The 19751-nt window shown below is 70.9% G+C and carries 20 protein-coding genes; 7 read left to right on the forward strand and 13 right to left on the reverse strand.

Translation table 11 applies throughout. The annotated features are described in order from the left end of the window. Positions 1-59 precede the first annotated feature (59 nt). The 3 genes from AC4BGB_RS05635 to AC4BGB_RS05645 are packed head-to-tail and all read right to left on the reverse strand — an operon-like array spanning position 60 to position 3476. Positions 60-1730, reverse strand: a complete 1671-nt coding sequence (locus AC4BGB_RS05635) for a glycoside hydrolase family 13 protein (protein ID WP_490545524.1) — start codon at positions 1728-1730, stop codon at positions 60-62. Next, entirely contained in the window at positions 1727-2278 is a 552-nt protein-coding gene (locus tag AC4BGB_RS05640; protein WP_490545526.1) for a DUF1697 domain-containing protein, read from the reverse strand. Before AC4BGB_RS05640 ends, AC4BGB_RS05635 begins: the two co-directional genes overlap by 4 nt. A 4-nt stretch (positions 2279-2282) precedes the next feature. After that, a complete protein-coding gene (locus AC4BGB_RS05645) occupies positions 2283-3476 on the reverse strand; it encodes a homogentisate 1,2-dioxygenase (protein WP_490545528.1) in 1194 nt (397 codons plus the stop codon). A gap of 38 nt (positions 3477-3514) precedes the next feature. Between AC4BGB_RS05645 and AC4BGB_RS05650 the strand changes: the two genes are divergently transcribed. Both AC4BGB_RS05650 and fahA read left to right on the forward strand, forming a co-directional pair. After that, the gene (locus AC4BGB_RS05650) at positions 3515-4336 is read left to right on the forward strand and encodes a hypothetical protein (protein ID WP_490545530.1); all 822 of its coding nucleotides are present in this window, start codon (positions 3515-3517) and stop codon (positions 4334-4336) included. After that, complete coding sequence (gene fahA / locus AC4BGB_RS05655) at positions 4333-5502, forward strand: fumarylacetoacetase (protein WP_490545531.1); 1170 nt, start codon at positions 4333-4335, stop codon at positions 5500-5502. The genes AC4BGB_RS05650 and fahA overlap by 4 nt, the downstream gene beginning before the upstream one ends. On the opposite strand, the gene AC4BGB_RS05660 is transcribed toward fahA, so the two are convergent. Continuing rightward, on the reverse strand, positions 5495-6244 hold the full coding sequence (locus AC4BGB_RS05660) for a VOC family protein (RefSeq protein ID WP_490545533.1): 750 nt from the start codon (positions 6242-6244) through the stop codon (positions 5495-5497). The two genes, fahA and AC4BGB_RS05660, sit on opposite strands and share 8 nt — an antisense overlap. Positions 6245-6298: 54 nt before the next feature. Continuing rightward, entirely contained in the window at positions 6299-7177 is an 879-nt protein-coding gene (locus AC4BGB_RS05665) for an AurF N-oxygenase family protein (RefSeq protein ID WP_490545534.1), read from the reverse strand. A gap of 63 nt (positions 7178-7240) precedes the next feature. Between AC4BGB_RS05665 and AC4BGB_RS05670 the strand changes: the two genes are divergently transcribed. Continuing rightward, positions 7241-7936, forward strand: a complete 696-nt coding sequence (locus tag AC4BGB_RS05670; protein ID WP_490545535.1) for a TetR/AcrR family transcriptional regulator — start codon at positions 7241-7243, stop codon at positions 7934-7936. Next, positions 7933-8199, forward strand: a complete 267-nt coding sequence (locus AC4BGB_RS05675) for a DUF4873 domain-containing protein (RefSeq protein WP_490545537.1) — start codon at positions 7933-7935, stop codon at positions 8197-8199. The genes AC4BGB_RS05670 and AC4BGB_RS05675 overlap by 4 nt, the downstream gene beginning before the upstream one ends. A gap of 172 nt (positions 8200-8371) precedes the next feature. Here AC4BGB_RS05675 and hppD read toward each other — a convergent pair whose 3' ends face one another. Continuing rightward, positions 8372-9568: a 4-hydroxyphenylpyruvate dioxygenase gene (hppD, locus tag AC4BGB_RS05680; protein WP_490545539.1), complete on the reverse strand. Its 1197-nt coding sequence runs from the start codon at positions 9566-9568 to the stop codon at positions 8372-8374. An 82-nt stretch (positions 9569-9650) separates the two neighbouring features. Between hppD and AC4BGB_RS05685 the strand changes: the two genes are divergently transcribed. After that, positions 9651-10121: an Lrp/AsnC family transcriptional regulator gene (locus tag AC4BGB_RS05685; protein ID WP_490545541.1), complete on the forward strand. Its 471-nt coding sequence runs from the start codon at positions 9651-9653 to the stop codon at positions 10119-10121. Between the two features lie 10 nt (positions 10122-10131). Here the strand turns inward: AC4BGB_RS05685 and AC4BGB_RS05690 are convergent, their stop codons facing one another. From AC4BGB_RS05690 to AC4BGB_RS05705, 4 genes are all read right to left on the reverse strand, one after another. After that, complete coding sequence (locus tag AC4BGB_RS05690; RefSeq protein WP_490545543.1) at positions 10132-11922, reverse strand: DEAD/DEAH box helicase; 1791 nt, start codon at positions 11920-11922, stop codon at positions 10132-10134. A 6-nt stretch (positions 11923-11928) separates the two neighbouring features. Continuing rightward, positions 11929-12744, reverse strand: a complete 816-nt coding sequence (locus tag AC4BGB_RS05695; protein ID WP_490545544.1) for a zinc metalloprotease — start codon at positions 12742-12744, stop codon at positions 11929-11931. Between the two features lie 260 nt (positions 12745-13004). Continuing rightward, a complete protein-coding gene (locus AC4BGB_RS05700; protein ID WP_490545546.1) occupies positions 13005-13274 on the reverse strand; it encodes a DUF3039 domain-containing protein in 270 nt (89 codons plus the stop codon). Positions 13275-13407: 133 nt separating this feature from the next. Then, a complete protein-coding gene (locus AC4BGB_RS05705; RefSeq protein ID WP_490545548.1) occupies positions 13408-13962 on the reverse strand; it encodes a hypothetical protein in 555 nt (184 codons plus the stop codon). Between the two features lie 145 nt (positions 13963-14107). On the opposite strand from AC4BGB_RS05705, the gene AC4BGB_RS05710 reads away from it, so the two are divergent. Further along, on the forward strand, positions 14108-14800 hold the full coding sequence (locus AC4BGB_RS05710) for a TetR/AcrR family transcriptional regulator (protein WP_490545549.1): 693 nt from the start codon (positions 14108-14110) through the stop codon (positions 14798-14800). Between the two features lie 51 nt (positions 14801-14851). Here the strand turns inward: AC4BGB_RS05710 and AC4BGB_RS05715 are convergent, their stop codons facing one another. The 3 genes from AC4BGB_RS05715 to AC4BGB_RS05725 all read right to left on the reverse strand — a co-directional run bounded on the left by AC4BGB_RS05715 (position 14852) and on the right by AC4BGB_RS05725 (position 17215). Beyond that, positions 14852-15892, reverse strand: a complete 1041-nt coding sequence (locus AC4BGB_RS05715) for a DUF3048 domain-containing protein (protein WP_490545551.1) — start codon at positions 15890-15892, stop codon at positions 14852-14854. A 71-nt stretch (positions 15893-15963) separates the two neighbouring features. Further along, on the reverse strand, positions 15964-16722 hold the full coding sequence (locus AC4BGB_RS05720; protein WP_490545552.1) for an SDR family NAD(P)-dependent oxidoreductase: 759 nt from the start codon (positions 16720-16722) through the stop codon (positions 15964-15966). Between the two features lie 49 nt (positions 16723-16771). Further along, the gene (locus AC4BGB_RS05725; RefSeq protein WP_490545554.1) at positions 16772-17215 is read right to left on the reverse strand and encodes an HIT family protein; all 444 of its coding nucleotides are present in this window, start codon (positions 17213-17215) and stop codon (positions 16772-16774) included. An 84-nt stretch (positions 17216-17299) separates the two neighbouring features. Here AC4BGB_RS05725 and AC4BGB_RS05730 point away from each other — a divergent pair, with 84 nt between their 5' ends. Beyond that, on the forward strand, positions 17300-19750 hold the full coding sequence (locus AC4BGB_RS05730) for a phosphoketolase family protein (RefSeq protein ID WP_490545555.1): 2451 nt from the start codon (positions 17300-17302) through the stop codon (positions 19748-19750). Position 19751 lies beyond the last annotated feature (1 nt).

Genomic DNA, 19751 nt, shown 5'->3' on the forward strand with positions numbered 1-19751 from the left:
GGTCACATACGGCACTGAACCTAGTGCTCGGGGATCGGAGGCGCAAGGACCGCCGGGATTCAGTTACCGATCAGCAACCAGACCGCGGTGTCGGTCGGGACACCCTGCGAGGAGTCGAGGTCATCACTGGCCACGAGCACCTCGGCGCCGTCGGGCAGGGGCACGCTCGCCTCACCCAGGTTGGCGATCACGCGCAGGGTCGCGTCCGCCGTGCTGACGTCGAAGGCGAGGGCGTCGGGCCCTGCATCGACCCAGCTGAGCTCTCCCCGGCCGGGCCGGTGCTCACGACGCAGCCGGAGCAGGGTGCGGTAGAGCTCCAGCGTGGATCCCGCGACCCCGGCCTGCCGGTCGACGGCGAGCTCGCCGTACGCCTTGGGCTGCGGTAGCCACGAGCGGCCCGAGGGACCGAAGCCGTACGCCGGGGCGTCACCCTCCCAGGGGATCGGGACGCGGCACCCGTCGCGACCACGCGAGGTGTGGCCGGACTTCTCCCAGGTCGGGTCCTGGCGGACCTCGTCGGGCAGCTCGGTTGCCTCGGGAAGGCCCAGCTCCTCGCCCTGGTAGAGGTAGGAGCAGCCCGGCAGCGCCAGCATCACCGTGGTGGCGGCCCGGGCGCGACGCAACCCGAGCACGGCGTCCGGCTGCGGGTCGTCGGCGCCGATGCCGGCCATCCGGACTCGGCCCGGCACCGCCTCGTAGCCCAGCCTGCTGGCGTGCCGCACCACGTCGTGGTTGGACAGCACCCAGGTCTGCGGGGAGCCGCTGTCCGCGACGGCCTCCAGCGAGGCCTGGATCTCCTGCTTGAGGGCACCGGCGATCCACGGGCTCATCAGGAAGGCGAAGTTGAAGGACTGGTGCAGCTCTCCGGGGCGGACGTACGCCGCCAGCGCGTCCGCCGGCACCACCCACGCCTCCGCGCACAGGATGCGATCGGAGTCCGCACCCTCGACGGCGTAGGAGTCGGTGACCTTGCGCCAGCGACGGTAGATGTCGTGCACACCGGGCTGGTCCCACATCGGCAGGTCGGAGGTGCGGTCGGTTCCCTCGATCTCGTGACCGGGAGGAGCGTCGGGCAGCCCCTGGGCCTTGACCAGGCCGTGGGCCACGTCGATCCGGAAGCCGTCCGCCCCGCGGTCGAGCCAGAACCGCAGCACCGACTCCATCTCGTCGCCCACCTCGGGGTTGTCCCAGTCGAAGTCGGGCTGGGTGACGTCGAAGAGGTGGAGGTACCACTGCCCCGGGGAGCCGTCGGGCTCGGTCACCCGCTCCCACGCGGGACCACCGAAGTTGCTGACCCAGTTGTTCGGGGCTTCGTCCCCGTCGGTGCCCCTGCCGTCGCGGAACACGTAGCGCGCCCGGGCCGCGCTGCCGGGCGGGGAGGCGAGCGCCTCCTGGAACCACGGGTGCTCGCTGGAGGAGTGGTTCGGGACGATGTCGACCATCACCCGCAGGCCGAGCTCGTGGGCACGCTCGATCAGGGCGTCGGCGTCGGCGAGCGTGCCGAACCGGGGATCGACGTCGCGGTAGTCGGCGACGTCGTAGCCCGCGTCGTGCTGGGGCGAGGTGTAGAACGGCGAGAGCCACACCGCGTCCACACCGAGCTCGACCAGGTAGGGCAGCCGGGCCGTGATACCGGGCAGGTCACCGAGTCCGTCGCCGTCGGAGTCCGCCCACGAGCGCGGGTAGATCTGGTAGATGACGGCGTCACGCCACCACTGCTGCTTGGTCATTGGCCCCACTTCTCGGTCAGCTTGGCTATCACCGTCAGGCTACGGGTGGTGGCGACGCCGAGACGACGCTCCAGCGCGGCGTTGCTGGACGACGCCACCTCGTTGTAGGGCTTGGCGATCAGCAGGTGCACCGCCCGCCGGCCGACCCGCAGCTGCGCGCCCGGGAGCGACTGCGCCTCCACCTCGGCGGCGAGACCCGCGTCCGGTGGAGTCGCGAGCAGGGTCAGGTGGTGCCCGGTGAGATCGCCGTGCGTGTCGTCGTACTCCGCACGGAACGCGAGTGCCTCCGCGTGCGTCTCGGCCAGCTCGGCCGGTGTCATCAGCACCACCGGAACGGCGAACCCGCGGTCCTCGAGCATCGTCTTCTCCACGGCGGCGGTCACCTTGGCCGGGGACCGCATCCCCGTGCGCAGCAGCACGTTGCCCGTCTGGATGTGGGTCTGTACGTCCTCGAAGCCCGCAGCCGTCAGGGCACTGCGCAGCTCGGCCATTCGGTACTGTCGCTTGCCCACGTTGATGGCACGCAGGAACGCGATGAAGGTCGGCACGGCGTCAGTCCCGCGCCCAGGTCCAGGCGTACGCCGGGTCCTCGACCGCCAGCCCGGCCTCACCCAGCTCGAGGGGCCGGAAGGTGTCCACCATGACGGCCAGCTCGTCGAAGTACTCCACCCCGATGGAGGCCTCGATCGCGCTCGGCTGCGGACCGTGCGCAAGACCGCCCGGGTGCAGCGAGACCGAGCCGATCCCGATGCCGGATCCCTTGCGGGCCTCGTAGTCGCCGTCGACGTAGAACATCACCTCGTCCGAGTCGACGTTGGAGTGGTAGTACGGCACCGGGATCGACTGCTCGTGGTAGTCGACCTTGCGGGGACAGAAGTTGCAGATCACGAAGTTGTGGCCCTCGAAGACCTGGTGCACCGGTGGCGGCTGGTGGATCTTGCCGGTGATCGGCATGAAGTCCTCGACGTTGAAGGTCCACGGGTAGAGGCAGCCGTCCCATCCGACCACGTCGAAGGGATGCGTCGCACAGGTGATCCGCGAGCCGACCAGCCCGGCCCCGCCTGCCGACCTGCCACGGTGCTTGACGAGCACCTCGACGTCCGTGCCCTCCACGAGCAGCGGGTCGATGGGGCCGTACAGGTCGCGCTCGCAGTACGGCGCGTGCTCGAGGAGCTGGCCGTACTTGGAGAGGTAGCGCTTCGGCGGCGCGATGTGGCTCTCCGCCTCGATGGCGTAGAGCCGGCTCTGCTCGGCCGGGACCCACCGGTGCGTGGTCGCCCGAGGGATCACGACGTAGTCACCGGTGCGGTAGGCCACCACCCCGAAGACGGTCTCGACGGTGCCGCTCCCGTGCTCCACGAAGACGCACTCGTCACCTACCGCGTTGCGGTAGAGCGGCGAGGGCTCGTCGGTGACGACGTAGCTGATCCGCACGTCGGCGTTGCCCAACACCAGCCTGCGCCCGGTCACGGCGTCCACCCCCGCGGCGTCACCGCCCGCGGCCAGGTCATGCAGCTTCAGGTGCCGCGGCTTGAGTGGATGGTTGGGCGTGGTGGCCTGGTCGGGCAGCTCCCACACCTGGCTGTCCACGATGGCCGACGGGACACCACGGTGGTAGAGCAGCGAGGAGTCCGAGGAGAACCCCTCCTCCCCCATCAGCTCCTCGTGGCGGAGCGCGCCGCGGTCGTCTCGGAAGGCGGTGTGCCGGGTGCGGGGAACCTCGCCCACGGATCGGTAGTAAGCCACACCCGCAGCCTGTCCCCTCGTCCTCTAGCGTGGCAACCGTGAGCACCACCGACGCCACCTTCGCTGCCTTCGTCGACGACGCGAGCGCGCTGCTCCCCGACGAGCCCGTCTCCCTGGCAGAGGCGATGTCCGCCTACGGCACCCGGACCGAGGACTCCCGCCAGGGCAGCTTCGTGGTCCGCGACACCGACCTGCCGCACCTGCGTGGGTTCCAGGGCCCGGTGACGGTCGTGACCACCGGTGGTGCGGGACACCTCGCCGGCCCCGCGGGGCTGTGCAAGCGACTGGGCCTGCGCCTCACCCGGCTGCACGTCACGCTGCGCGACCCCGGCGACCTGCGGGGCAACGCGAGACGGGTGCTCGCCGCGGTCGACGATGCCCTGGCCGCTGGCGACCTCGACGACAGCACCGAGGTCTGCATCGAGGTCCCGCCCTCCGGTTCGGAGTCGGGCTGGCTCGCGGCCGCGGACGAGGTCGCGGCGGCCGAGCACCTGCTCGCGCTGCGCCTCGCCACCGGGGGCACCCCCGTGCCCGCGGACACGCTCGTGTCGTGGATCGACGCGTCCCTGGACCGCGAGACGCCCTTCACCGTCCTCGGGCTGGCCCGCGCCCTTCCCGCCGGCGCGGGCCCGTCGACGCCGGGCTTCCTGAACGTGCTCGTGGCGACCCAGCTCCTCTTCGACGGCGGCAGCGACCCGGTCGGGGCCCTGGTCGAGACCGACGCGACGGCGCTGCTCGCGCGGGCAACGCCGGAGGACCTCGCGCGTGCCCGGCGGTGGTTCACCACGTTCGCCTCCGACGACGTGGAGGCCTCGCTGCACGACCTCACCGGCCTGCCCGACGAGTGGGCCGGCCGGTGACCTCCTGGGTCGCAGGTGCGGCCGGGTCGGCGTACGACGTGGACAACCTGCCGTACGGCGTGTTCTCCACCCCCGGGACCGCGGCCCGGGTCGGGGTCCGCATCGGTGACCACGTCCTCGACGTGGCCGCGGCCGGCGGGGACCCCGTCCTGGCCGAGGGGTCCCTGGACGCGTTCCTGGCCGCCGGGCGGGAGGTCTGGACGGCCACGCGCGAGTGGCTGGTCGGCGTGCTCGGCGACGAGCAGCACCGCGCCCGGGTGGAGCCGGCGCTGGTCCCGCTGGACGAGGCCACGATGCACCCGCCGTTCACCGTCGCGGACTACGTCGACTTCTACTGCTCCGTGCAGCACGCGACCAACGTGGGCCGGATCTTCCGTCCGGACGCGGAGCCGCTGAGCCCGCAGTGGCGGCACCTGCCGATCGGCTACCACGGGCGTGCGGGCACCGTCGTCATCTCCGGCACCGACGTACGCCGCCCCCGGGGCCAGCGTCCCTCCCGCAGCGGCTCACCCGCCTTCGGCCCGACCCGCCGCCTCGACATCGAGGCCGAGCTCGGCTTCGTCGTGGGCACCCCCTCCCGGATGGGAGAGCAGGTGCCCACGGACGCGTTCGCCGACCACGTCTTCGGCGTCACGCTGCTCAACGACTGGTCGGCGCGCGACATCCAGGCCTGGGAGTCGGTGCCGCTGGGGCCGTTCCTCGGCAAGTCGTTCGCCACCTCGATCAGCCCGTGGATCACTCCGCTCGCCGCCCTGGAGTCCGCACGGGTGCCGCTGCCGGGGCAGGACCCCGAGCCGCTGGAGTACCTCCGGGTGCAGGAGCCGGCCGGCTACGACATCGACATCGAGATCGACCTCGGCGGCGAGGTGGTCAGCCGGCCGCCGTACGCCTCGATGTACTGGTCGCCCGCGCAGATGCTCGCCCACCTCACCGTCAACGGGGCGTCGCTGCGCACCGGCGACGTCTACGGCAGCGGCACGGTGTCAGGTGACGAGCCGGGCCAGCGGGGCTCGTTCCTCGAGCTCAGCTGGGGCGGCCGGGAGCCGTTCGCCGGTGGGCACACCTTCCTCGAGGACGGGGAGACCGTGACCCTGCGCGCCACCGCACCCGGTGCCCTCGGTGGCCGGATCGCGCTGGGCGAGGTGACCGGCACCGTCGTCAGCTGAGCCCGCGCCGCAGGGTCTGCTCCGGTGAGTTCACCGTGACGCAGAAGGCCTGCCCGGCCGGGTCCCGCAGCACGTGCCACCCACCGTGCCCCCTACCGAGGTCGGCAGCGCCGAGGGCGACCAGCCGGCGTACCTCCGCCTCGAGGTCGTCGGTGCCGTGGTCGAGGTGCGCGCGCACCTCGCCGCCCGGCTCGTCCAGGCGCTGGAACAGCAGCTGCAGCGGCGATCCGGCGTCGTCGTGCCACTTGCCGGCGAACTCCTCCGCCGAGGACCCGAACCAGTGGCCGCCGAGCAGCGCTCGCCAGAACCCGACCTCGGCGTCGTGCTTCGCGACCGGCGAGTCGATGCACACCTGCACCAGCCGGGAGCGGTGCCCATCGGGCCAGGTCACCGGTTCCGGCGCGGTGCGGCCGGGCTGGCCGAGGACGCAGAACGGCAGGCCCCCGGGCGAGCGCAGCGTCTGCCACTCCCCGTTCGCACCCAGCGCCTCCGCACCCAGCGCGATCGCTGTCGCCACGGTCGCATCGGGGTGCGCGGACTCGACGTCGAGATGGACCCGCGGCGGCCCGTCCACCTGCTGGAGATGGACGTAGGCCTCGCCCTGCGGGGGCTCGAAGCTGCGCAGCTCGGGATGCCCCGGCCACGACTTCCCGGCCGGCCAGCCGAGCACCTCACCCCAGAACCCCGCTGTCGCCGCGTGCGAACCGGCCGGGACGTCGATCACCGTGTGCAGCCACGCCATCGGGCCACCCTAGGACGCGGCAGAGCCCCGGGGAATGCCGTCATCCCGCCCCGGTCACCCCAGGAGCAGCGACCCGCGCCAGACCTTCTCCTGGTGTCCGGGCAGCAGCCGGTTCTGCTTGAGGAACGCCAGCGGCTTCTCCCCCATCCACTGCATCGTCGCGCGGTAGTGCGGGTTGCCCAGGGCTGCCCGGCGGCCGACCCGCGGTTCGATCCCGACGCTGCGGTAGATCTCGGGGTTGACCAGCGAACGGGCCACCATGAAGCAGGTCTGCGCGGTGAGCACCTGCTGGCGCAGCAGCCCGGCTCCGGACTGGCCCGCCATCTGCTTGCGGACCTCGTCGCGGGCGAACGTCATGTGCCGGGCCTCCTCGAGGACGTGGATCCGCGCCACCATCCGCGTCACCGGCTGCACCCGCTCGTCGTTCATCAGGTCGCGCTGCCAGGTGTCGAGGATCTCCTCGGCCACCAGGATCGAGGCGTAGGCGCTCGGCCCGCGCACGACGGCGTTGAAGAGCCGCCCGAGGCGGTGCACCGACGCAGGCGGGCCGTACGCCGGGACGCCGAAGTGCGCGATCGACTTGCCGAACATCGTGGAGTGCCGGCACTCGTCGGCCACCTCGGTCAGGGCGTAGTGCATGTGCGCGGAGGTGGGGTCGTCGTCGTACGCGTCCCGGAGCATCATCTGCATCAGCAGGAGCTCGAACCACAGCCCCACGCTGGCGATGGAGGCGACCTCGTGCCGCGACAGCTCGAGTCGCTGCTCGTGGGTCAGCCTGTCCCACAGCTCGGTGCCGAACAGCGACATCCGCTCCGGCTGCATCCCCCACAGGTCGGGGTCGATGGGCGCCTCCCAGTCGATGTCGACGTCGGGGTCGTAGGAGTGCCGGGCCGAGGACCTCAGCAGCCGCTCGGGGACGGACGTGGCGGACATTGACGCCTCCTGAATCGCAGTAACCGTTACTTCCAGTAACAGATATCGGCTACTGTCGGTCACATGGCCCGCCACGTCAAGGACTCTGCCGACACCGGCCCGGCGCACGACGACCGCCGCAGCACCCGGTGGGACGACCACCGCGAGACCCGGCGCGCCGACCTCGTCGAGGCGGCGGTGGCCGCGATCGACGAGCACGGTCCCGGCGCCAGCATCGCGGAGATCGCCGCGTCGGCCGGGGTGAGCAAGCCGGTGCTCTACCGCTACTTCTCCGACAAGGACGACCTCTACCGCGCCGTCGGGGCGTGGGGCGCCCAGCAGGTGATCGACGGGCTGCTACCCGTGCTGCTCAGCGACACCCCCGTCCGCTCGCGCGTGGAGAAGGCCTGCTCGGCGTACCTCACCCTGATCGCCGCGCACCCGCACGTGTTCTTCCTGCTGGTCGAGCACCCGACCAGCGACGACCCCCTCGCGGACGGCAGGGAGATGGTCGCGGCCACGATCAGCCGCACCCTCGGGGACGCCCTGCGGGACCTCGGCGTCGACGCTGCCGGGGCCGAGCCGTGGGCGCACGGCCTGGTCGGGCTCGGGCTCTCCACCGGCGAGTGGTGGCTGCGACGCAGGACGATGAGCCGGGCGGCGGTCTCGCGGTACCTGAGCTCGTTCGTGTGGCACGCCTTCGAGGGCATCGCCGCCGAGCACGGCGTCAAGGTCGACAGCCGGGGCCGGCTGCGACTCGTGGGCGAGGCGACGCCGTGAGCAGCCACGAGCCCCGCGAGTCCTACGACGGGCCGGCGACCCTCGACGACCTGGAGGTGGAGGTGCGCCTGCGCGGCTGCTTCCAGCCGATCGACGGGCGGTTCCACTGGTGGGGCCGCGTCGACCGGGAGGCAGTCCTGCCGCACGCCTCGGGCGCCACGGTCACGGTCGCCACCCCCCACGGCCGGGCCGAGGGCCGGCTCTCCGACGTCGACCCATGGGGACGCTTCCGGATCACCGGGACCGGCCGACCACCCTTCTGAGGGCGCTCCCGTGGAGCGCCCGTCGCGTCCGCGGCGTACTCCTTCGTGCGGTTCTGCGGCGGCGCCGTCGGCCGTACGTCGCGCTGAAGCTCTTCGGGACCGAGGAGACGACCGAGGACGGCGCCGATGCGGTCCTGGTCGGCGACCTGGACTGACCGGAAGGCGGCCGGACTCAGAGGTTGCCGCGCGCGTCCTGCTCGCGCTCGATCGCCTCGAAGAGCGCCTTGAAGTTGCCCTTGCCGAAGCCGAGCGAGCCGTGTCGCTCGATCAGCTCGAAGAACACCGTGGGCCGGTCCCCCAGCGGCTTGGTGAAGATCTGCAGCAGGTAGCCGTCCTCGTCGCGGTCCACCAGGATCCCGTGGCGCTGCAGCTCCTCGATCGGCACGCGCACGTGGCCGATCCGGGCACGCAGCTCGGGGTCCTCGTAGTAGGAGGCAGGCGTGCTGAGGAACTCCACGCCGTTGGCACGCAGCGCGTCGACCGAGCCGAGGATGTCGTTGGTCGCGAGGGCGAGGTGCTGGGCACCGGCACCGCGGTAGAACTCGAGGTACTCGTCGATCTGCGAGCGCTTCCGGGCGACGGCCGGCTCGTTGAGCGGGAACTTCACCCGGTGGTTGCCGCTCGCGACGACCTTGCTCATCAGCGCGGAGTAGTCGGTGGCGATGTCGTCCCCGATGAACTCGGCCAGGTTGGTGAAGCCCATCACCCGGTTGTAGAACCCCACCCACTCGTCCATCCGCCCCAGCTCGACGTTGCCGACGATGTGGTCCAGCGCCTGGAAGAGTCGCTTCGGCTCGCCGTCGCGCTTCACCCAGGTGGACTCGGCGGCGACGTAGCCGGGGAGGTAGGGCCCGTCGTACCCGGAACGGTCGACGAGGGTGTGCCGCGTCTCGCCGTACGTCGCGATGGCGGCCGTCCGGATGGTGCCGTGCTCGTCGGTGACGTCCTCCGGCTCGCGGACGACCCGGGCGCCGGCCCGGCGCGCCTGGGCGATGCAGCGGTCGACGTCGGGCACCTCGAGGGCGATGTCGACCACGCCGTCCCCGTGGCGGCGGTGGTGGTCGGCCAGCTCGCTGGCGGGGTCCACCGCCCCGTTGAGCACGAACCGGATCGACCCGGAGCGCAGCACGAACGACTTGTGGTCCCGGTTGCCGTGCTCGGGACCGGAGTAGGCGACCAGCTCCATCCCCCACGCGGACTGGTAGTAGTGCGCGGCCTGGGTCGCGTTGCCCACCACGAACACGATCGCGTCCCACCCGGTCACGGGAAACACGTCACGCTCCTCGTCGTACTCCACGAGGCCGACCAGCTGCTTGAGCTGGTCGAGGGTCAGGTCGGCGCGGATCTCTTCGGGCGTCAGCGAGCTCATGCACCCAAGCGTCGCCACGGACGACAACTTGTGCAACGCTCACCCGACACACTGCACAACCTGTACAGCAAGGAGCCCCCTCGTGGACCTTCTCGACCGCACCCTGATCGAGCTGTTCGCCGCTGAGCCCCGGGTCGGGGTCCTGGAGGCCTCCCGGCGCCTCGGGGTCGCGCGGGGCACCGTCCAGGCCCGGCTCGACCGGCTGCAGCGCGACGGGATCGTGTCCGGCTGGGGGCCGCAGCTCGAGCCGGCCGCGCTGGAGCACCCGGTGACGGCGTTCCTGACCCTGGAGCTGCGGCAGGCGGGCGCCGGTGGGCACGACGCGGTCGGGCGACACCTCGCCACCATCCCCGAGCTGCTCGAGGCCTGCACCATCACCGGTCCCGGGGACATGTGGTGCCGGGTGGTGGCGCGGTCCAACACCGACCTGCAGCGGGTGATCGACCAGGTGCTGGCCCACGAGGCGATCGTGCGCTGCTCGACGGTGATCGCACTGGCCACCCAGGTGCCGCACCGGGTGCTGCCGCTGCTGAGCACCGTGGTGGGCGACTGAGGGGCGAGCCTCAGCCCTTGGTCGCCCACTCCCGCAGCAGGTCGATCCTCTTCGTCAGCTCATCGGCGCTCGCGGCAGCAGCAGCCGGTCCCCCGCACGCCTTGCGCAGTGCCGTGTGGGTGACCCCGTGCGGCTGGCCGGTGCGGTGGAACCATGCGGCGACGAGCCCGTTGAGCTCGCGCCGGAGCACGGCGAGGCGCTCGTGGGTGGCCACCTCCCGCGCCGCGGGCCGGTCCGCCTCGACCACCGGCGTACGCCGGCGCGCGCTCTGCCGGGTGCGGAGCAGGTCGCGCACCTGGTCGGCCTCGAGCAGCCCCGGGATGCCGAGGAAGTCCATCTCCTCCTCGGAGCCGACGTGCACCTCGCCCTCGTGGCCGAACTCGGCGCCGTCGTAGAGCACCCGGTCGAACGTGGCCTGGGAGCCAAGCGCTTCGAACGGCACCAGGGCCTCGTCGCCGGACGCGCTCTCGGCCTGCTGTGCCGCCTGCATCAACGCGTCCTCGGCCGCGAAGATGTCACCCTCCTCGGTGATCTTGCGCTGGAGCACGTGGTCGCGCTCGACCTCCATCGCCGAGGCGTGCGAGAGCAGCATCGGCACCGACGGCACGAAGATCGACGCGGTCTCCCCGCGCTTGCGGGCGCGCACGAAGCGCCCGATGGCCTGGGCGAAGAACAGCGGGGTCGAGGTGGTCGTCGCATAGACGCCCACCGCCAGGCGCGGGACGTCCACGCCCTCGGAGACCATCCGGACCGCCACCATCCAGCGCGCCCCGTCCTCGGTGAACTTCGCGATCTTCTTCGACGCGGCCTTCTCGTCGGAGAGCACGACCGTCGGCTTCTCGCCGGTCACCGACGCCAGCACCGCGGCGTAGGCGCGGGCGGAGTCCTGGTCGGTCGCGATCACCAGTCCCCCGGCGTCCGGCACGTGGCGGCGCACCTCGGAGAGGCGCCGGTCCGCGGCCTCGAGCACGGAAGGGATCCAGGAACCCTTGGGATCGAGCGCAGTCCGCAGCGCCTGCGCCGTCAGGTCCTTGGTGAGCGGCTCCCCCAGGCGGGCCGCGATCTCGTCGCCGGCGCGGGTGCGCCACTGCAGCGTGCCGCTGTAGGCCATGAAGAGCACCGGGCGGACCACGTGGTCGGCGAGGGCCTGCGCGTACCCGTAGGTGTAGTCCGAGACCGACCTCGCCACCCCGTCCTCGTCCGGGGCGTAGGTCACGAACGGGATCGGGTTGATGTCGGAGCGGAACGGGGTTCCGGTCAGGGCGAGCCGGCGCCGGGCCGGCTCGAAGGCCTCGCGGATCGCGTCACCCCAGGCCTTGGCGTCACCCGCGTGGTGCACCTCGTCGAGGATCACCAGGGTGTTGAACCGCTCGGTGCGGATCCGGTGGGCCAGCGGGTTGGCCGCCACGCCGGCGTACGTCACCGCGATCCCTACGTAGTCGCTGCTGGCCTTGCCCTTGCGCCCGGCGTACGCCGGATCGAGCGCGATCCCGACCTTGGCAGCCGCCTCGGCCCACTGGGTCTTCAGGTGCTCGGTCGGCGCGACCACCGTGACCCGCTCCACGATGCGTCGCGAGAGCAGCTCGGCAGCGACCGTGAGCGCGAAGGTGGTCTTGCCGGCACCCGGGGTCGCGACCGCGAGGAAGTCGCGCGGGGCCTTCTCGAAGTACGCCGTCAGCGCAGCCGTCTGCCAGGCTCGCAGCCTCGTCGCCGTCCCCCAGGCAGCGCGTGCCGGGTAGGCGGGTGGGAGATCGAGCGGGGCTGGCGGTGCGGGTTCGGTCGGAGGGTGTCCGTCAGTCACAGGGCGTCAGTACCGGTACTTCGCGAACGCAGCGTCCATCCGTAGCACTTGGCCGCGGGTGAACATGTTCATGCAGGAGTCGAGCGAGAAGTCCATGAAGTTGCGGACCGGATCGAGCCCCGGCGCCGGACAGGTGTCCCGGGTGGTCGGGCAGTAGTAGCTGGGCTCGGCCTCGGCCGGGGTGTCGGCCACCGAGTCCCCGCTGCCCTCGCAGCCGCCCTGGAAGGTGTGGAACAGACCGAGCCAGTGACCGGTCTCGTGGATCAGGGTGTCGCCGAGGTTGTAGCCCCTGGCACCTCCACCGGGGATGGCCTTCAGGCTCACGGCGAGGCCGTCCTGCTTGGGGGCGTAGGCGGCCTGCCACGGGAAGCGGGCCCAACCGAGGAGCGGGTTGTTCTTCGCCCCGGTCCCGCCGAAGTAGATGTTCAGGGTGCGGGCGTTGCCGCGGTGCAGCTTGCGGCGCATCTTGCGCTCCACGGCGCTGTTGGGGGCCGCGTGGAACCAGCGGTCGTTGCGGGTGGTGGTGACCTTCTTGAGCACGAACCGGTAGCGGCTCCACGCGCTGTGGGAGCTCTGCTTCCTGGCCATGGCGTTGTTCATGATCTGGAGCATGTTGCGGATGCGCTTGGGGCGCAGCTTCGGGCGCTCACCGCGGTGCTTGCCCTTGATCACGTGGGCGTGGACCGGGATCACCACGTAGTTCGGCAGGCGGGGCTCCACCTGGCGGGCCACGATGCCCGCGCGGGTCTCCCGGGCCGGCAGCGCCTGCACGTCCTGACGGGTCACCTGGCGGGTGTCGGCGCCCTTGCGCCACTGGGGCACTCCGGAACCGCCGGCCTGACGGGTCGCGGAGGCCTCGGTCTCGCACGGGTCCGCGTGCCCCCGGTGTGAGTCGGTGTGTGAGTCGGTGTGTGCCCCCGAGTGTGACCCCGAGTGTGACCCCGGACGCGACTCAGGCTGTGACCCGGCATACGAGCCGGTGTGCGCTCGGGTGGCGGCCGAGGAGGGAGCGCTGACCAGGAGTGGCAGCACGGCCACGGCGGCGGCGACGAACACGGGGACGACGGTCCTGCTGAGGACCCTCACTCCGGCTTGTCCCCGTCCCGCATTCCGTCCCAGATCTCCTTGCAGTCAGGGCAGACCGGGAACTTCTGCGGGTCACGGCTGGGGATCCACACCTTGCCGCACAACGCGACCACCGGCGTCCCGTTGATCATCGCGTCCATCAACTTGTCCTTGGGGACGTAGTGGGACAGCCGCTCGTGGTCGCCGTTGTCGGTCGTCTGGGTGCGTTCGTCGAGACGTGTGTCCTCGAGGACATCGGTCCCGACGCCCGGTGTCTGGGTGCTCACCACAGCATCGTACGCCGGACCGGCGAGACACGGCGAAACCCCAGGCCGGGGGGGACCGGGTGGCGCGGAGGGAGGGCCGCGCACCGGGGGGCCTGGGGTTTCGCCAGTTCAGGGGGCCGGGCAGCTGGGCGGATCAGGCGGCGAGGACCGCCTTGATCCGGTCGACGAGCGAGCTGCCGGGCGCGGTCCCGGCGGCGCCGGAGGCCGTGGGGGGCTCCCCCACGCGGGCGTTCGAGCTCAGCTGGAGGCGGGCCTGGTCCTCGACGCGCCGGCCGACCGGGACCGCCGCGGCGTCGGGCCTGCTGGCGAGTCCGGCGGCGGTCGCCAGCCGGGCCTGCTCACGTTCCCGGGCCCGGTTCATCGCCGTGGCCATCTCGGGGCTCTGGGGGGAATCGGTGTACCGGTCGATGATCATCCGGACACCGGGCAGCTCCTCGGCGGTCGCCTGCCAGGCCGTGGCCACGCCGGACTCGAGGTCCAGCGGCTCCAGCATCAGGGCCCGCTCGATGTTGCCGGAAAGCCGGGCGTGCCACTTGAGCAGCAGCGCGCCGATCAGGTCCAGCTCGTCGCGGAAGTGCTCGGCAACGCCGACCACGTCCATCGGGAGCACTCCGTCGCAACGCTCGTTCGCCGTGCTGACCACGGTGCGCAGGGTGTCCCCGCGGTTGTGGAAGGTGTTCCAACCCATCGTGTCTTCCCTTCATGGAGCATTCACATACCGGAAGTACGTACTCAAGGTATGTGAGTGCTCCTCGCAGCACCAGTCACGACGCGCGTGACCTCACCCACACCGATGCCGTGGCGCGGCCCGCCCACCGACCTAGACTGCCCGGATGACCCGTTCGCCTGCCGAAAGACTTCTCACCGGTCTCCCCAAGGTCACCGGTGGCTCACGGCGCGCCCAGTACTCCGCGTCCACGAAGCGGGCGCTGATCGACGTGGCCACCGTCCAGTTCGGCGAGCACGGGTACGGCGGGACCAGCCTCGACGCCATCGTCGCCGGCGCACGCGTGACCAAGGGCGCGCTCTACCACCACTTCAGCGGCAAGCAGGGCGTCTTCGAGGCGGTCTTCGCCAAGGTCGAGGAGGACGCCACCAAGAGCATCAAGTCCGCCCTGCGCGGCACCAACGACCCGTGGGAGAAGGCCCGCGCCGGACTCCGCGCCTTCCTCGCCGTCGTCCAGGAGCCGGTCTACCAGCGCGTGGTGATCCAGGACGGCCCCGCGATCCTGGGCTACGAGCGCTTCCGCGAGCAGGAGGAGCGGTCCAGCTACGGGATCGTCCAGGACATCGTCAGCTCGGTGCTCGAGGCCTCCACCTACGAGCTCGACGAGCCGATGAAGCAGACCTTCAGCCGGATCTTCTTCGGCGCCATGTCGGCGGCCGGTGAGAGCGTGATCACCGCCGAGGACCCCCGGCAGGCGGTGCTGCGCCTCGAGGCGGCCATCCTGTTCATCCTCGAGGGACTCAGGTCGCTGGCCGACCAGGGCATCGTGCTCACCGACCCGGCGCTCGAGCAGGAGTGACCGGGCAGGAGTGACCGGCAGCAGTGACCGAGCAGCAGTGACCGGGCAGGCTCAGGGGGCGTAGGCCACCCGGCCACCGGCACGGTCGTTCGGCACCAGCTCCACCCACACGTGCCCGGCCGGGACCTTCACCGGGCCGGCCTCGGTGCTGAGCTGGATCGGAGTCTGCCGCGACCTCTTGGTCCAGGTGCCGCGGACGACCTCACCCTTGTGGAACAGCATCATCTCGCCCTTGCCCACATAGATCGTCTCGGGCACAGGGTTCCCGGCGGGGTCCCGGTAGCCGGCGTCGCCCTGACGCACCCGCACCACCAGGACGCTGTCGGGCACGAAGCGCTGGCCCGGCTCGGCGTGGCTGTTCTGGTTGCGGTACTTGCCGCCCTGGTACTTCCACGAGGTGGTGTGCGACTTGCTGAAGACGGCCTGGATGCTCTTGGCGGGCTGGCCGCCTGCGAAGTCGGCCTCCTTGCCCCACGGCAGGTAGCTGGCGGGGACGATGGCCTTCTTCCGCACGGTCTTGGCCAGCTTGGGCAGGTCCACCATCAGGTTGTACGGCGCCCGCCGCCCGCTGTCGCGGAAGTAGCCGGGCCCGCCCTCGCTGAAGAAGGTGATCTTGGCCTTCCTCATCCGCGCGTTCGTGGGCGGGGCTGCCCCGCTGGCCACGAGGACGCCGTGGGCGGGTTGGACGATCCCGATGTCGGAGGCGCGCATCGAGCGCACCGGACCGACCGTCTTGGGGAGTTTCGAGTAGAAGAAGACCGCCAGCCTGGTGCTGCCACCCTCGACCAGCTGCTCGGTGACGAAGTCCGCCTTGTTCAGCCCCACCTGCGGCTGGGAGTTGCCGGTGTTGTCGATCTTGGTGACCAGCACCGGGTGGTCGGGGGTGGCCCCGGTGACCGGCTCGCCGGTGAGGGGCCACAGGGCCGCCAGCTCCGCGCCTCCCTGGATGGGCTGCGAGCTGGGCTTCTTCGCCTCGTCGTCCTGCCCACCGCAGGCCGCCATCGTCAGGCTCAGGGCGACTGCCGTGAACGCGGCGACGAGACGAGCGGGGCCGCGGACCGGTCCGCGGCTGGCGCTGGCACGTGAAGTCATGTCTTCAGCATGACAAAGCGGGCCCTGCTTTGCCGCAGGGCCCGCCCGTGTTGTAGCAGATTTAACTCGGCTCAGATCTTGGCGCCGCCGTCGACGTAGAGGGTCTGGCCGGTGATGTAGGACGCCTCGTCGCTGCACAGGAACGCGGCGGCGGCGGCGATGTCCTCGGGCTGCCCCACCCGCTTGACCGGGTTGGCCTCCGCGTTCAGCTTGCGGAACTCCTCCACGTCGAGCTTGAGCCGGCGAGCCGTGTCGTCGGTCATCTCGGTCGCGATGAAGCCCGGAGCGATCGCGTTGACGTTGACGCCGAAGGGGCCGAGCTCGAGCGCCAGGGTGCGGGTGAAGCCCTGCACGCCGGCCTTGGCCGCCGAGTAGTTGGCCTGGCCACGGTTGCCGTTCGCCGAGACGCTGGAGAGGTTCAGGATCTTGCCGTACTTCTGCGCGACGAAGGTCTTCTGGGCCGCCTTGCTCATCAGGAACGCACCCTTGAGGTGGACGTTCATGACCGCGTCCCAGTCGTCCTCGGTGAGCTTGAAGAGGAGGTTGTCGCGGGTGATCCCGGCGTTGTTCACCAGCACGTGCAGGCCACCGAGCTCGCTCAGCACCTGCTCGACGGCTGCGTCGACCGAGGCGGCGTCGGTGACGTTGCACGCCACGCCGATCGCCTTGGCGGTCCCGCCGAGGCCTTCAGCGGTGGCCTGGGCCTGCTCGAGGTCGAGGTCGAGTACGGCGACCGAGGCACCTTCCTCGGCGAAACGCCTGGCGGTGCCCGCTCCGATGCCCCGTGCGGACCCGGTGACGATTGCTACCCGTCCGTCGTACCTACCCATGTGTCCTCGTCCTCTCGTCGTGACTGCTGGGCCCTCTCTGGGGCCGCGGTCACTCTAGGGCAGCCGAGATCCGGGCCGCCCAGGCGTCCCTGTCCGCGGTGCTCTCGTACTTCGTGCGCGGCCAGAAGAACCCGCGCAGCCCGTCCCCCTTGGTGCGGGGCACCACGTGGCAGTGCAGGTGCGGCACCGACTGCGAGACGACGTTGTTCATCGCCACGAACGACCCCTGCGCCCCCAGGCCGTCGACCATGGCGGCGGCCAGCCGTTGCGCGGCCGCCAGGAACGGGTCCCGCAGGGAGGCGGGCAGGTCGGGCAGGGTCACCACGTGCTCGCGCGGCACGAGCAGGACGTGCCCCTTGAACAGCGGCCGGATGTCGAGGAACGCGGCGAAGTCGTCGTCACCCCACACCAGCGAAGCGTCCGTGTCGCCGGCGGCGATCGAGCAGAACAGGCAGGCGGCGGAAGGCTCGGCAGGACCGGCAGATCGGGACATTCGCACTGCCTACCCCACCGCTGGGGCGCGTTCAAGATGACGATCGGCCCTTTCCAACAGAGAAGGCAGCGGAAACGATGGGGTATGAGCCGAAACGAACCCACGAAGAGCACCGTCCAGGGACGCCCCCTCGGCAAGTCCGAGCTCGGGCGGATCGACGCCTGGTGGCGAGCGGCCAACTACCTCTCCGTCGGGCAGATCTACCTGATGGACAACCCGCTGCTGCGCGAGCCGCTGCGGCCCGAGCACGTGAAGCCGCGCCTGCTGGGGCACTGGGGCACGACCCCGGGGCTGAACTTCATGTACGCCCACCTGAACCGGGCGATCATGGCCCGCGACACGGACATGATCTACATCATCGGGCCCGGTCACGGCGGGCCCGGCCTGGTCGCCTCCGCCTGGCTGGAGGGGACCTACACCGAGGTCTACCCCGGCATCACCCGCGACGCCGAGGGGATGCGGGCGCTGTTCCGGCAGTTCTCGTTCCCGGGCGGGATCCCCAGCCACGTGGCCCCGGAGACCCCCGGGTCGATCCATGAGGGCGGCGAGCTCGGCTACTCCCTCTCGCACGCCTACGGGGCCGCCTTCGACAACCCCGACCTGGTCGTCGCGGCGATCGTCGGCGACGGCGAGGCCGAGACCGGTCCGCTCGCCACCAGCTGGCACTCCAACAAGTTCATCGACCCCGCCAACGACGGGGCCGTGCTGCCGATCCTGCACCTGAACGGCTACAAGATCGCCAACCCCACCCTGCTCGCGCGCATCCCCGAGGAGGAGCTGGTCGCGCTGATGCGGGGCTACGGGCACACGCCGTACATCGTCTCCGGCTCGGACCCCGAGGAGATGCACCAGGCGTTCGCAGCCACGCTGGACCACTGCCTCGACGAGATCGCCGACATCCAGGAGGAGGCCCGCTCCACCCGCAAGCGCAAGCAGCCCGTACGCCGACCCTGGCCGATGATCGTGCTGCGCTCCCCCAAGGGCTGGACCGGCCCCAAGGAGGTCGAGGGCAAGCGGGTCGAGGGGTTCTGGCGCTCGCACCAGGTGCCGTTCGCGGCAGCCCGCGAGGACGACGCGCACCGCGAGGTGCTCGAGGAGTGGATGCGCAGCTACCGCCCCGACCAGCTCTTCGACACCGAGGGAGCACCGGTCCCGGAGATCGCCGACCTGCACCCGGCCGGCACGCGCCGGATGAGCGACAATCCCCACGCCAACGGCGGCATCCTGCTCAAGGACCTGAGGATGCCCGACTTCCGCGACTACGCCGTCGAGGTCGAGGCCCCCGGCACGGGTGCGGTGGAGTCGACCCGCGTCCTCGGCACGTTCCTGCGCGACGTGATGGCCAAGAACATGGAGAACTTCCGGATGTTCTCCCCCGACGAGAACAACTCCAACCGGATGCAGGACGTGCTGGAGGTGACGAACCGGGCCTGGAACGCGGAGACCCTCCCCTACGACGACCACCTGGCCGTCGACGGCCGGGTGATGGAGATCCTCTCCGAGCACACCTGTGAGGGGTGGCTGGAGGGCTACCTGCTCACCGGCCGGCACGGCCTGTTCTCCTGCTACGAGGCCTTCATCCACGTCGTCGACTCGATGTTCAACCAGCACGCCAAGTGGCTCAAGGTCACCGACGAGATCGCGTGGCGACGCCCGATCGCCTCGCTGAACTACCTGCTCACCTCGCACGTGTGGCGCCAGGACCACAACGGGTTCTCCCACCAGGACCCCGGGTTCATCGACCACGCGATGAACAAGAAGGCCTCGGTGGTGCGCGTCTACCTGCCGCCGGACGCCAACACCCTGCTCTCGGTGGGTGACCACTGCCTGCGGAGCAAGCAGTACGTCAACGTCATCGTCGCCGGCAAGCAGCCCGCGCCGCAGTACCTCACGATGGACCAGGCGATCGTCCACTGCACCAAGGGCATCGGCATCTGGGACTGGGCGAGCAGCGACATCGGCACCGAGCCGGACGTGGTGATCGGCTGCGCGGGCGACGTGCCGACGATGGAGGCACTGGGCGCCGTGATGCTGCTGCGGGAGTTCTTCCCCGACCTGCGGATCAGGTTCGTCAACGTGGTCGACCTGATGCGCCTCCAGCACGAGGACGAGCACCCGCACGGGCTCTCCGAGGCCGACTTCGACTCGCTGTTCACCCGCGACAAGCCGGTGATCTTCGCCTACCACGGCTATCCCTGGCTGATCCACCGGTTGACCTACAAGCGCCACAACCACGGCAACTTCCACGTCCGTGGCTACAAGGAGGAAGGGACCACGACCACCCCCTTCGACATGACGGTGATGAACCAGCTCGACCGGTTCAACCTCGCGATGGACGTCATCGACCGGGTCCCGCGGCTCCAGGCGACGTCGGGCTCGGCCCGCGAGACCCTGAAGAACAAGCTGATCGAGCACAAGATCTACGTGCGCACCCACGGCGTGGACCTGCCCGAGATCCGGGACTGGCGGTGGTCCTCCGATCCCGGGCCGGAGTTCACCACCGAGTCCCCCGAGCTGAACACCCCCGAGGCCTGAG

The organism is Nocardioides sp. Z30_9 (assembly GCF_058215735.1).

Coding starts and splice junctions, on each gene's coding strand:
- AC4BGB_RS05730 (WP_490545555.1), top strand. CDS start 17,300: ATGAGCCGAAACGAACCCACGAAGAGCACCGTCCAGGGACGCCCCCTC.
- AC4BGB_RS05710 (WP_490545549.1), top strand. CDS start 14,108: ATGACCCGTTCGCCTGCCGAAAGACTTCTCACCGGTCTCCCCAAGGTC.
- AC4BGB_RS05635 (WP_490545524.1), bottom strand. CDS start 1,730: ATGACCAAGCAGCAGTGGTGGCGTGACGCCGTCATCTACCAGATCTAC.
- hppD (WP_490545539.1), bottom strand. CDS start 9,568: ATGAGCTCGCTGACGCCCGAAGAGATCCGCGCCGACCTGACCCTCGAC.
- AC4BGB_RS05720 (WP_490545552.1), bottom strand. CDS start 16,722: ATGGGTAGGTACGACGGACGGGTAGCAATCGTCACCGGGTCCGCACGG.
- AC4BGB_RS05705 (WP_490545548.1), bottom strand. CDS start 13,962: ATGGGTTGGAACACCTTCCACAACCGCGGGGACACCCTGCGCACCGTG.
- AC4BGB_RS05725 (WP_490545554.1), bottom strand. CDS start 17,215: ATGTCCCGATCTGCCGGTCCTGCCGAGCCTTCCGCCGCCTGCCTGTTC.
- AC4BGB_RS05665 (WP_490545534.1), bottom strand. CDS start 7,177: ATGTCCGCCACGTCCGTCCCCGAGCGGCTGCTGAGGTCCTCGGCCCGG.
- AC4BGB_RS05715 (WP_490545551.1), bottom strand. CDS start 15,892: ATGACTTCACGTGCCAGCGCCAGCCGCGGACCGGTCCGCGGCCCCGCT.
- AC4BGB_RS05670 (WP_490545535.1), top strand. CDS start 7,241: ATGGCCCGCCACGTCAAGGACTCTGCCGACACCGGCCCGGCGCACGAC.
- AC4BGB_RS05660 (WP_490545533.1), bottom strand. CDS start 6,244: ATGGCGTGGCTGCACACGGTGATCGACGTCCCGGCCGGTTCGCACGCG.